This is a genomic window from Chelatococcus caeni (assembly GCF_014196925.1).
Classification (GTDB): domain Bacteria; phylum Pseudomonadota; class Alphaproteobacteria; order Rhizobiales; family Beijerinckiaceae; genus Chelatococcus_A; species Chelatococcus_A caeni.
Window position 1 is genome coordinate 1,765,327 of the sequence record NZ_JACIEN010000001.1, and the last position, 11,896, is coordinate 1,777,222.

Annotated in this window: 11 protein-coding genes; 3 read left to right on the top strand and 8 right to left on the bottom strand. The window is 68.7% G+C overall.

Annotated elements, in window-relative coordinates; genetic code table 11:
- Nucleotides 1-2 precede the first annotated feature (2 nt).
- The 8 genes from GGR16_RS08315 to GGR16_RS08350 form a co-directional block, all read right to left on the bottom strand.
- On the bottom strand, nt 3-863 hold the full coding sequence (locus tag GGR16_RS08315) for an ABC transporter permease (RefSeq protein WP_019401764.1): 861 nt from the start codon (nt 861-863) through the stop codon (nt 3-5).
- Complete coding sequence (locus GGR16_RS08320; RefSeq protein WP_019401765.1) at nt 860-1,807, bottom strand: ABC transporter permease; 948 nt, start codon at nt 1,805-1,807, stop codon at nt 860-862. The genes GGR16_RS08315 and GGR16_RS08320 overlap by 4 nt, the downstream gene beginning before the upstream one ends.
- Before the next feature lie 270 nt (nt 1,808-2,077).
- Nucleotides 2,078-3,577 (bottom strand): ABC transporter substrate-binding protein, encoded by a 1,500-nt coding sequence (locus GGR16_RS08325; protein WP_246372858.1) that lies wholly within the window; start codon nt 3,575-3,577, stop codon nt 2,078-2,080.
- A gap of 224 nt (nt 3,578-3,801) precedes the next feature.
- A complete protein-coding gene (locus GGR16_RS08330) occupies nt 3,802-5,082 on the bottom strand; it encodes an acetylornithine deacetylase/succinyl-diaminopimelate desuccinylase family protein (protein ID WP_183316231.1) in 1,281 nt (426 codons plus the stop codon).
- Nucleotides 5,083-5,185: 103 nt separating this feature from the next.
- Nucleotides 5,186-6,466: a TRAP transporter large permease gene (locus GGR16_RS08335; protein WP_019400231.1), complete on the bottom strand. Its 1,281-nt coding sequence runs from the start codon at nt 6,464-6,466 to the stop codon at nt 5,186-5,188.
- The gene (locus tag GGR16_RS08340; RefSeq protein ID WP_183316232.1) at nt 6,466-6,999 is read right to left on the bottom strand and encodes a TRAP transporter small permease; all 534 of its coding nucleotides are present in this window, start codon (nt 6,997-6,999) and stop codon (nt 6,466-6,468) included. Before GGR16_RS08340 ends, GGR16_RS08335 begins: the two co-directional genes overlap by 1 nt.
- A gap of 379 nt (nt 7,000-7,378) precedes the next feature.
- Nucleotides 7,379-8,356, bottom strand: coding sequence for a TRAP transporter substrate-binding protein (locus tag GGR16_RS08345; RefSeq protein ID WP_019400233.1), 978 nt, complete (start codon nt 8,354-8,356; stop codon nt 7,379-7,381).
- A gap of 120 nt (nt 8,357-8,476) precedes the next feature.
- Nucleotides 8,477-9,298: a 2-keto-4-pentenoate hydratase gene (locus GGR16_RS08350; protein ID WP_019400234.1), complete on the bottom strand. Its 822-nt coding sequence runs from the start codon at nt 9,296-9,298 to the stop codon at nt 8,477-8,479.
- Between the two features lie 196 nt (nt 9,299-9,494).
- Between GGR16_RS08350 and GGR16_RS08355 the strand changes: the two genes are divergently transcribed.
- The 3 genes from GGR16_RS08355 to kduD are packed head-to-tail and all read left to right on the top strand — an operon-like array spanning nt 9,495 to nt 11,879.
- Nucleotides 9,495-10,172, top strand: coding sequence for a GntR family transcriptional regulator (locus tag GGR16_RS08355; RefSeq protein ID WP_019400235.1), 678 nt, complete (start codon nt 9,495-9,497; stop codon nt 10,170-10,172).
- Between the two features lie 43 nt (nt 10,173-10,215).
- Nucleotides 10,216-11,079: a 5-dehydro-4-deoxy-D-glucuronate isomerase gene (gene kduI, locus GGR16_RS08360; RefSeq protein ID WP_053193986.1), complete on the top strand. Its 864-nt coding sequence runs from the start codon at nt 10,216-10,218 to the stop codon at nt 11,077-11,079.
- 11 nt (nt 11,080-11,090) lie between these two features.
- Nucleotides 11,091-11,879, top strand: coding sequence for a 2-dehydro-3-deoxy-D-gluconate 5-dehydrogenase KduD (gene kduD, locus GGR16_RS08365; RefSeq protein ID WP_183316233.1), 789 nt, complete (start codon nt 11,091-11,093; stop codon nt 11,877-11,879).
- Nucleotides 11,880-11,896: the final 17 nt, after the last annotated feature.

Sequence of the window (11,896 nt, forward strand, 5' to 3'; positions counted from 1 at the left end):
GCTCAGCGCTCCCGGGCAAGGCGCGGGTCGAGCAGGTCGCGCAACCCGTCGCCGAGGAGGTTGAGGCCCATCACCGTGACGACGATGGCAAGGCCGGGCACCAGCGCAAGGCGCGGCGCGAGCGCCATCAGCGTCTGCGCCTCGTTGAGCATGCGCCCCCAGCTCGGCGCCGGCGGCTGCACGCCGAGCCCGACATAGGACAGGGCCGCCTCGGCCAGCACGCCGAGCGAGAGCTGGATGGTGGCCTGCACGATGACGAGGCTCAGCATGTTGGGCAGGATGTGCTCGAGGGTGATGAGCCCGCCGCCCTTGCCGGCGACGCGCGCCGCCATGACGAACTCGCGCGTCCACAGGGGCAGCGCCGCGCCATAGGCGAGCCGCGCGAAGACCGGCACGTTGAAGATGCCGATGGCGACCATGGCGTTGATGGCGCCGGGGCCGAAGATGTCGCGCAGCATGATGGCGATGATGAGCGCCGGGAAGGCGAAGACGAAGTCGTTCGCCCGCATCACCGCCTCGCCGACGAGGCCGCGCCGCGCCGCGGCGAGGAGCCCGAGCGGCACGCCGAGCCCGAGCCCGATGCCCACCGCGACGAAGGACACGGCCATCGACGTGACCGCCCCGTGCATGATCATCGACAGGACGTCGCGGCCGTACTGGTCGGTGCCGAGCCAGTGCGTCGCCGAGGGCGGCTGCAGCTTGCGGGCGATGTCGAGCACCGTCGGGTCGTGCGGCGTCCAGACGAAGGACAGGAGCGCCATCGCGGCAACGACGAGCGAGATCGCGGCGCCGAGGAGGAAGCTCGGGTGGCCGAGCGCGCGGGCGGCGAGGCTGCGCCGGCCGGCGGCCATGGTCGCGCTCATGCCCGCCTCCTCAGGCGCGGATCGACGGCGGCATAGGCCACCTCGACGAGGAAGTTGACGATGACCACGCTCGCGACGAGCAGCATCACGATGCTCTTGACCACGATGAGGTCGCGCTGGGTGATGGCCTGGAAGACGAGGCGGCCGAGGCCCGGCAGGAAGAAGACATTCTCGATGATGATGGTGCCGGCGAGCAGGAACGAGAACTGCAGGCCCATGATGGTGAGCACGGGGATGAGCGCGTTGCGCAGGGCGTGCCGGCGCACCACCTCGCTCCGGCTCAAGCCCTTGGCACGGGCGGTGCGCACGTAGTCCTCGCCGAGCGCGTCGATGAGGGAGGAGCGCATCACGCGGGCGAGGATCGACGCCTGCGGCAGAGCGAGCGCCACCGCCGGCAGGATGAGCGAACGCCCCGCCGGCCACAGGCCCGCCCCCCAGCCGGGAAAGCCGCCGGCGGGCAGGAGCCGGAGGCTCACCGCGAAGACGAAGACGAGCAGCATGGCGAACCAGAAGTTCGGCACCGCGATGCCGACCTGCGTCGCCGCCATGATGCCGACATCGGCGGGCCCGTTGCGCCGCGCCGCGGCGAGCGCGCCGACGGGAACGGCGATGAGCACCGTGAGAAGCAGCGAGATGGCGGCGAGCGGCAGGCTGACCCACAGGCGCTGCGCGACGAGCTCGCCGACAGGCACGGAATAGGTATAGCTGCGGCCGAGATCCCCCTGGACGAAGCCGGCGACCCAGGCGGCATAGCGCTCCGGCGCTGGCCGATCGAGCCCGAAATCGGCCCTGAGCGCGGCAAGGGTATCCGGCCGCGCATTGGTGCCGAGCATGATCTCGGCCGGATCGCCGGGCAGCACCTCCATCACCGCGAAGATCACGACCGAGGCGATGACGAGCGTCGCGGCGAGCGATGCGAGACGCTTGGCGAGATAGACGAGCATCAGGTCAGCCCCACCTGAACGTCGCTATCGACGGCAGTCCGACTGCTTCGCTTCGCGAGCGGACGTCAGCGATGCGAGCAACGCGATCCCCCTCCCCCCGCTTGCGGCGGGGAGGGGCTAGGGGTGGGGGGCACGCGTGCGCAATCGTCGACAATTCCGGGAAACATCTGCCTGCGGCACCGCCCCCCACCCCGACCCTCCCCACCACTTCGTGGGGGGAGGGAGAAGGGGACGCCGCGCGCGGGGAGCCGGACACGACCGAGATCACTGCTACTCGCGCCACTTGGCTTCCGTCAGGTCGTTGGCCGGCACCGGCGTGTTCTCCCACAGGCCCTCGAGCCGCGCGTCCCAGATGCCGATCTTGGGCAGGAGGAACAGCCAGGCGTTGACGGCGTCGTCCGCCAGCTTCTCCTGCAGCTGGCCGAGGAGCGCGAGCCGCTCGCTCTCGTCGGTCGAGGCGACGAAGCGCTCGTAGAGCGCGCGGTATTCCGGGTCCTTGTAGCCGAAGTAATAGTCGTCGCGGGCGTAGATATCGAGATCGAGCGGCTCCACGTGGCTCACGACGGTCATGTCGAAGTTCTTGTTGCGGAAAACCTCGCTCAGCCACTGCGCCCATTCCATCGGCACGATCTCGACCGAGATGCCGACGTTGCGCAGTTGCGCCGCCAGCACCTCGCCGCCGCGGCGGGCATAGTCCGGCGGCGGCAGCACGAGCCGGACGGAGAGGTTCTCCGCCCCCGCCTCCTTCAGGAGCGCCTTCGCCTTCTCGGGATCGAACGGATACTTGCCGGTGAGATCGACATAGCCCTTGTCCTGCGGCGCGAAATGCGAGCCGATGGGCTTGCCGTAGCCGTACATGGCGCCCTCGACCAACGCCTTGCGGTCGACGGCGTGGGAGACGGCGCGGCGCACGCGGATGTCGTCGAAGGGCTTCTTGCCGTTGTTCATGGCAAGCACGGTCTTGCCCTCGGTGTCGCCGACGACGACCGTGAAGCGCGGGTCGGCCTCGAACTGCGGCACGTTCTCCGGCGCGGGGAAGATCGGGAACGCGTCGACATCGCCGGCCATCAGCGCCGCGAAGGAGGCGGTCGGGTCGCCGATGATCTTGAAGGTCGCCTTCTCGAGGGCGACGGGCTCGCCCCAATAGCCGTCGCTGCGCGTCAGCGTGACGTGGTCGCCCTTCACCCATTCGGCGAGCTTGAAGGGACCGGTGCCGACAGGCGTCGTCTTGTTGTCGGCGGCGCTCTCAGGCGCCACGATGACGGCCGCGGCCCAGCCGAGGCTGAACGGCAGGCTGCCGCTCGGGCGCTTCAGCGTGATCCGCACCGTCTGTGGGTCCACCACCTCGACGGTGTCGATGGGCTCGAAAAGGCCTTTCTGCGGGTTGACGCTGTCGGCCGCGCGCGCCCTGTCGAGCGAGAACTTCACGTCCTCGGCGTCGAAGGTCGTGCCGTCGTGGAACTTCACGCCCTGCCGCAGGTGGAAGGTGTAGACCTTGCCGTCCTCCGACACCTCCCAGCGCTCGGCGAGCGAGGGCTTCACCGTCCCGTCGCGGTCGATGCGCGTCAGGCCCTGGAAGACGTTGTTGTAGACGATCTCCGCGATCGCCGCCGCGGCGCCCGCGGTCGGGTCGAGATGCGGCGGCTCGAGCCGGATGCCGAGAATGACGTCGGTCCGCGCCGCCAGGGCCGGCGTGCCGAGGAGGATGCCGGCCGATACGGCGGCAGCGGCCGTCCCCCTCACCAGATGCTGCATCAGACGGCGATACATTCCGGCCCCTCCTTCGTCGCAAGGTCTTTTGTTGTCCATATCATGCCAGGCACGCCTTTCGTCATGGCCGGGCTCGTCCTCGCAAGTCGGGCTTGCCCGACTTGCGACACTTCCCGTAAGCGCAGCGCGTATCCGCGCTGCATTGCCATCCACGCCTTCTGCACAGGCTGCAGGGCGTGGATGCCCGCGACAAGCGCGGCCATGACGGCGGGTGCACAACACGCTCACGCCTTGCCGCCGCCTTCCAGAAGCTCATGCAAGGCGCGCGCCATGACCCTCGCCGAATCGACCATGTCGTCGATGCCGACATACTCGTCCGGCTGGTGCGCCAGGTCGAGGATGCCGGGGCCGTAGGCGATGCAGTCCTTCAGCCGGCCGATGCGGTCGACGTGCTTCTGGTCGTAGGTGCCGGGCGAGACGACGTAGCTCGGCTCCCGGCCCATGACCTCACGGATGCCGCCTGCGACAGCCTGCACCACGGGCGCCTCGCGATCGGTCATCGTCGGCTGCACCTCGAACAGGTCCTCGATGGCGTAGGAGAAGTCCTTCCGCTCCCCGGCCAGCCGGTCGAGGATGCCGACTACCTCGGCCTTCACGTCCTCGATCCGCTCTTCCATGAGGAAGCGGCGGTCGATGACCATGCGCGCGGAATCCGGCACGCAGGGCGACGGCAGGCCGTCATAGTCCTCGCCTTGCCCGCCGTGGATGGAATTGATGTTGAGGGTCGAGCTGCGCGCGCCCGGCGGGATCACGGGCATCGCCGTGCGGCGCGCGGCGAGCGCCGGGATAAGCTCGCATTCGAAGGCGTTGAGGACTGCTCCCATATGGCGCACGGCGCAATCGCCGAGGAAGGGCATGGAGCCGTGCGCGATGCGGCCCTTGGTCTCGATCTTCGCCCACCACACGCCGCGGTGGCCGAGGCAGATGCAGTCCTTGTTGAGCGGCTCGGGAATGATGACGTGGTCGACGCGCGGCTTCGAGAAGAAGCCCTTGCCCGCAAGATAGGCGACGCCGCCGTAGCCGCCCGATTCCTCGTCGGCCGTGCCGGAGATCTCGATGGCGCCGGGAAAACCGGGCATGAGATCGATGAAGGCCTCCGCCGCGATGATGGAGGCGGCGAGCCCCCCCTTCATGTCGCAGGCGCCGCGGCCATAGACCTTGCCGTCTTCGATCTGCCCGCCGAAGGGGTCACGCGTCCAGCCCGCTCCGGCCTCGACGACGTCGATATGGGAATTGAAGTGGACGCAGGGCCCCGGCCGGGCGCCCTCCTTGCGCGCGACGACGTTCCAGCGCGGATAGCGGTCGCTGTCGCCGGGCGTTCCTTCCGCGCGGACATAGGCGATGTCGAAGCCGCGCCGGCGTAGCCGCTCGCCGACGAATTCGGCGCAGTCGAGGTAATTCTCCCCCGGCGGGTTGACCGTCGGGATGCGGATCAGGTCGGCCGTCAGGGCGGCCAGCTCATCGCGCCGGTCTTGAACGGCTTGAAGGACGTCTCGGATCGACATGACCGTCTCGGATCGATTGGGCCCGGCATGGTTTCACCACGCCGGGCCACCTGCAAGACGGTTTTCGTTTGTACGCACACGTTTTCGGGAAACTTTCGCATCCCTACCGGAAGAGCGCCGGCAGCCACAGCGACAGCGACGGCACGTAGGTGACGAGCATCAGCACGGCGAAGCACGCGCCGTAGAAGGGCCAGATGGTCCTCACGGCCTGCATGATGCCGATGCGGGCGACAGCGCAGCCGACGAAGAGCACGGAGCCGACCGGCGGCGTGCACAGGCCGATGCCGAGGTTGAGCACCAGGATGACGCCGAAATGCACCGGGTCCATGCCGAAGGCGGTGACGACGGGCAGGAAGATCGGCGTCGTGATGATGATCAGCGGCGACATGTCCATGAAGCAGCCGAGCACCAGCAGGAGGAGGTTGATGAGGAGGAAGATGACGATGGGATTGTCGGAGAGCGCGCGCATGCCCTCCACCATCGCCGTCGGCACCTGCAGCAGCGCGAGCAGCCAGCCGAAGGACGCCGCGCTGCCGATGACGAGCAGCACCATCGCCGTGGTGCGCACGGCGCCCAGCGTCGCCTCGACGAAATCGCGCCAGCCCATCTCGCGATAGACGAGCACCGTGATCGCCGCGGCATAGACGACGGCGATGCAGGAGCTCTCGGTCGCCGTGAACACGCCCGAGCGCACGCCGCCGAAGATGATGCCGATGAGCAGGATGCCCGGCACCGCCCCGACGAGGATCGGCAGCATGGCATGCCAGCCCGGGAAGATGCCGGCCGGATAGCCGCGCTGCCGGGCGACGATGTAGGCCACCACCATGAGCACGATGGCGAGCAGCAGCCCGGGGATGATGCCGGCGGTGAAGAGGTCGGCGATCGAGATGCGCCCGCCCGCCGACATCGAATAGATGATCATGTTGTGCGAAGGCGGGATCATCAGCGCGATGATGGCCGAGGTCACCGTGACGTTGACGCCGTAGTCGGCGGCATAGCCGCGCTCGCGCATCTGCGGGATCATCAGCCCGCCGACCGCCGAGGCGTCAGCAACCGCCGAGCCGGAAACCCCGCCGAAGAGCGTGGAGGCGACGATGTTGACCTGCCCGAGACCGCCGCGCAGATGGCCGACGAGGGCGGCCGCGAGGCGCACCAGCTTGCCGGCGATGCCGCCGCGCACCATGAGGTCGCCGGCATAGACGAAGAACGGAATGGCCATCAGCGCAAAGGCGTTGATGCCGGAGTTGAGCCGCTGGAAGACGATGAAGGGCGGCATGTCCATGTAGAGCACCGTCGCCAGCGAGGCGATGCCGAGGCAGAAGGCCACCGGCGTGCCGAGGACGAGCAGGCCGAAGAACGTGCCGAAGAGGACCCAGAGTTCCATCAGTGCGCCTCCAGATCCGCGGCGGTCTTGGCGACCACGATGTCTTCGCGCGGGTGGGCGATCATGCCGACGAGCCGCTCGACGGCGAAAAGGGCGATGAGCCCGCCGCCGACGACGAGCGGCAGGTAGTCGATGCCGCCCGGGATGCCGAGCACCGGAAGGGTGGCGGACCAGGTGCCGACGACCAGCGTCCAGCCGAACCAGGCCATGGCGATGCCGAAGCCCGTGATGGCGACGAGGCTGACCCCGTCCATGAAGCGTGCCACCCGGTCAGGGGCGAAGAAGCGCACGATGTCGAGCCCGAGATGAAAATTCTCGCGCACCCCCACGGCCGCCCCGAGCAGGATGAACCAGCTCATCAGGAGGAGCGAGATCGGCTCCGTCCAGCTCGGCGTGTCGTTGAGCACGTAGCGGCCGAAGACCTGCCAGGCGACGGCGGCGGTCATTGCCACGAGCCCGGCGGCGGAAAGCCAGAGCGCCGCCGTCGACAGGACGCGCAGCAGGCGATGCAGGGATGTCAGGATGGATGTCATGGGCGGTCCGATGGCGGTCCGGTTCTAAAAGGCCTGGGACGACATTTGTCGCTCGTCATGGCCGGGCTTGTCCCGGCCATCCACGGTCTTGCCGTTCGTCACAAGCTACGGCGCGGGCGCCTGAGAGGCCCCTCTCCGCCATCATGGCCGGTGTGTCATCGTCAGTCGGGCCTGCCCGACTGACGATACTCCCCGCAGACGCAACGCGTATACGCGTTGCTGTCGCCATCCACGCCTTCAACCCTGCGCGAGCGGCACGGCGTGGATGCCCGCGACGAGCGCGGGCATGACGGTGTGCGGTGGGGGGGCCGGCGATATGCGCCGGCGCTTCCAGACCGTCCGGGCCCATGGGCCCGGACGGCGTGACGCAACCACGCTGTCACTGCACCGCGCGGATCTTCTCGACCAGCGCCTGCAGCTTGGGATCCTTCACGAAGGATTCGTAGAAGGGCTTCATCGCCTCCTCGAACGGCGCCTTGTCGATGGTGATCACCTCAACGCCGGCCTGCCGCACGATATCCTCGGACTTCTTCTCGCGCGCCTGCCAGAGCTCGCGCATCTTGACGACGGACTTCTTCGCCGCGTCGCGGAAGGCCGCCTGATCCTCGGGCGAGAGCTTGTCCCACACCTTCTTCGACATCACCAGCACCTCCGGCGACAGGGAGTGCTCGGTGAGCGTGTAGAACTTCGCCACCTCGAAGTGCTTGGAGCTCTCGAGGCTCGGCCAGTTGTTCTCGGCCCCGTCGATGACGCCCGTCTGCAGCGCCGAGTAGACCTCGCCGTAGGGCATCGGCGTCGGGTTGCCGCCCATGGCCTTGACCATGCCGATGAAGAGATCCGACTGCTGCACGCGGATCTTGAGCCCCTTCACGTCATCGAGGCCCCGCACGGGCTTCTTCGTCGTGTAGAGGCTGCGTGCGCCGGAATCGTAGAAGGCGAGCCCGACGAGGTCGTGCGCCTCGAACGCCTTCAGGATCTCGTCGCCGATCGGCCCGTCGACGACCTTGTGCATGTGGTCGACCGAGCGGAAGAGGAACGGCAGCGAGAGCACGCCCGTTTCCGGAATGAGATTGTTGAATGGCGCCATGTTGACGCGGTTGAGGTCGAGCACGCCGAAGCGCGTCTGCTCGATCGTGTCCTTCTCGCTGCCGAGCTGCTCGGAGACGAAGACCTTGATGTCATAGCGCCCGTTGGTGGCCTCCTTGAGCAGGGAGCCCATGTATTTCACGGCCTCGACGGTGGGATAGCCGTCGGGGTGAACGTCCGCCGAACGAAGGACGGTCTGCGCCGATGCGGGCGCGATGGCCAGCGCCGCTGCCGCGAGCGCCGTGCCGACGAGAGTGCCGAACCTGAGCATTGAAGATGCCTCCCTGGAAATGGAACCGGGGCTTTTCGCCCTCGTTTTCTTGGCGGACCCGACAGGCCGCAGCGGCGGCGGTGGCAGCGGGGAAAGCCCCCGGCGCCGGCCGGCCGCGGATCACCCCTCGCCGACGGCGCGGGTAACCGAAAGACGGATGTCGCCGGCCGCGCCGCACGACACGATCGCCCCCATGCCGGGGCGCACCGGATGGATGCCGGTGCTCGCCCCGGTCGAGACGATGTCGCCGGCCCTGAGGCCCAGGCCTCGTGCCGACAGGCAATTGGCGGCGAAGACGAGGGCGCCGAGCGGCCCGCCCGGCACCTTCGCCGCGCTGCCCTCGCCGACGGTCGCACCGTCGACCACGACACGGGTCGCGAGCGCATCGAGCGGCGCGTCGCGCCAGCCCTTCACCTGCGGCCCGACGATGATGCCGGCATTGTTGCCGAAGCCGCTGATGATGGCGGCCGGCCCGAGATCGTTGATGGCGGCGAGCGGATTGCTGGCGACCTCCACGGCGAGGAGGAGGTCGTCCACCGCCCGGGTCACCTCGTCGAGGCCGTAAGGCGCCTCGCGCGCCGGCAGGTCCGCGCCGAGGCGGACCGCGAACTCGGCCTCGATGGCCGCAAAGCCGCCCTCGATGACCGGCGCGGCCACCGTCTCGCCCCGCGCTTCGACCAGCGTGCCGGCGAAGACCGGGCCGACGAGCCGCTCCGCGCCGCCGTAGGCCGGGCGAAGGTCCGGATGGATGATAGCGACCTTCCAGCCGACGACGGGCGCGCCCCATTGGCGGATCGCCTCGTCCTGAACGGCATAGGCCGCATCAAGAGAGGCGGGCAGCGGACCGGGAAAGGAATCGAGCGCCACAGCCGCGCGGCGGGCCGCGACGAAGCGATTCGCGATTTCGGCGGAAGCTGCAGGCGAGCGCCCGAGATCCTGCATGTCTCCTCCCCTTCCCCTGCCGGTATTGCCCGGCATTTTATCCTTCCAGATTGCGTCCCTGGCGGTGAATGTCGACCGCCGCGGCTCCCTCCGCAATCGTATATTTGTGTATGGTAGTATGCTCTGCTATATCGAGCAACAGCCATTTGAAACGTTTTAAACATAGTTTGAACCGTTTGAATAGGGGGCGAAGCCCGTGCTGGCAGAGGCGCAGACCACTTTCGAATCGGCAGCGCGGCGCGTGGAGCGCGAGCTGCGGCGAGCCATCATCACGCTCGCCATCGCCCCCGGCACGCGCCTGTCGGAGGTGGAGATCGCCCAGCGCTGGGGCGTGTCGCGCCAGCCCGTGCGCGAGGCGCTCATCGCCCTCGCCAAGTCGCGCCTCGTCGCGACGCTGCCGCAGCGCGGGACGATCGTCGCCCTGCTCTCCGCGCGCCAGATGATGGAGGCGCGCTTCGTGCGCGAGGCGGTGGAGGCGGCCGTCGTCCGCCGCGCCTGCGAAGGCTTCTCCTTCGAAAGCCGCCGGCGCATCGACGACCTGCTCGACCTGCAGGAGAAGGCGGCCGAGCGCGGCGACCACACGTCCTTCCAGCGTGCGGACGAGCTGTTCCATCTCGCCCTCGTCGAGGGCACCGGCTGCATGCTCGCCTGGCAGGCGATCGAGGACCTGAAGGCCCACATGGACCGGGTCTGCTACCTCACGCTGCCGGGCATCGAGGCAATGCGCCCGCTCGTCGCCCAGCACCGCGGCATCATGGCCGCCATCGACGCGCGCGATGCCGATGCCGCCGAGAAGGCCATGCGCCATCACCTCAACGAGATCCTGCGCGCCCTGCCGCGCGTGGAGGCCGACCACCCTCACCTCTTCGAGTGAGCGGCCGGCGGCACCGTCCATCCACAACCACGAGGCCGAATCCATGCCCGCCCAAGGAACCCCTACGTCCATCGAGACCCGCCACGCCATCCACTGGCGCGAGGCGGAGACCTTCGACACGGAAGCGCTGCGCGAGAACTTCCTCGTGCCCGGCCTGCTCGTGCCCGGCGCGCTCAACGTCACCTACACCCACTACGACCGGCTGATGCTCGCCGGCGCCGTGCCGCTCGGCGAGCCCCTCGCCTTCACCGAGGCCCATGCGCAGCTCGTCGGCAGCGAGCATCATCTCGCCCGCCGCGAGCTCGGCCTCATCAACATCGGCGGCCCCGGCCGCGTGACCGCCGACGGCACGACCTTCGATCTCAGCTTCCAGGACGCGCTCTATCTCGGCTCCGGCACGGCCGACGTGACCTTCGCCAGCGTCGATCCCGCCAATCCGGCCAAGTTCTACATCAACACGGCCCCGGCCCACGCGCGCCATCCCGCCCGGCACATCACCAAGGAGGCGGCGAAGGCCGTCCCGCTCGGCAGCCAGGAGACCGCCAACAAGCGCACCATTTTCCAGTACCTGCACCCGGACGTGCTGCCGACCTGTCAACTCGTCATGGGCCTCACCCGCCTCGAGAGCGGCAGCGTCTGGAACACGATGCCGGCCCATACCCACGACCGGCGCATGGAGGCCTATCTCTATTTCGAACTGCCGGAGAACGCCTTCACGGTACACCTGATGGGCCGGCCCGAGGCGACGCGCCATCTCGTCGTGCGCAACGAACAGGCCATCGTCTCCCCGCCCTGGTCGATCCACTGCGGCGCCGGCACCACGAGCTATGCCTTCATCTGGAGCATGGCCGGCGACAACCAGACCTTCACCGACATGGACATGATCGCCATGCAGGACCTTCGCTGAGGAGCCGGCCCATGACGACCACGACCAGCCCTGCGCCGGCTTTCGCCAGCCTCTTCGACCTCTCCGGCAAGGTCGCCCTCGTCACCGGCGCGCGCACGGGCCTCGGCAAGGCGCTGGCCGAGGCGCTCGCCAGCGCCGGGGCCGACGTCGTCGGCCTCGGCTCGCGGCCGATGCCCGAGACGGCCGATGCCGTCGCCGCCCAGGGCCGCAGCTTCCACGAGGTCGTCTGCGACCTCGAGAAGCCGCAGGATTTCCACGCCCTCGTCGCCGACGTCGTCGCAAGAGCCGGCGGCATCGACATTCTCGTCAACAACGCCGGCATCATCCGCAGGGAGGACGTGCTCGACTATACGGAGGAGGACTGGGACGCGGTGATGACCGTGAACCTCAAGAGCCTCTTCCAGCTCTCGCAGGCGGTCGGGCGGCACATGGTGGCGAGCGGCCGGCCGGGCCGCATCGTCAACGTCGCTTCGCTCCTCTCCTTCCAGGGCGGCATCCGCGTGCCGGCCTACACGGCCGCGAAGCACGGCGTCGCCGGCCTCACCAAGCTCATGGCGAACGAGCTGGCGCCGAAGGGCATCACCGTCAACGCCATCGCCCCGGGCTACATGGAGACGGACAACACGGCGGCCCTCAGGGCGGACCCCGAGCGCACGCGCCAGCTCATGGACCGCATCCCCGCCGGCCGCTGGGGCGCGCCGCAGGACCTCGCCACCGCCGTCCTCTTCTTCGCCGCCCCGGCGAGCGGCTACGTCACCGGCACGGTGCTGCCGGTCGACGGCGGCTGGATGGCGCGGTGACGGCATACGGATAGCCA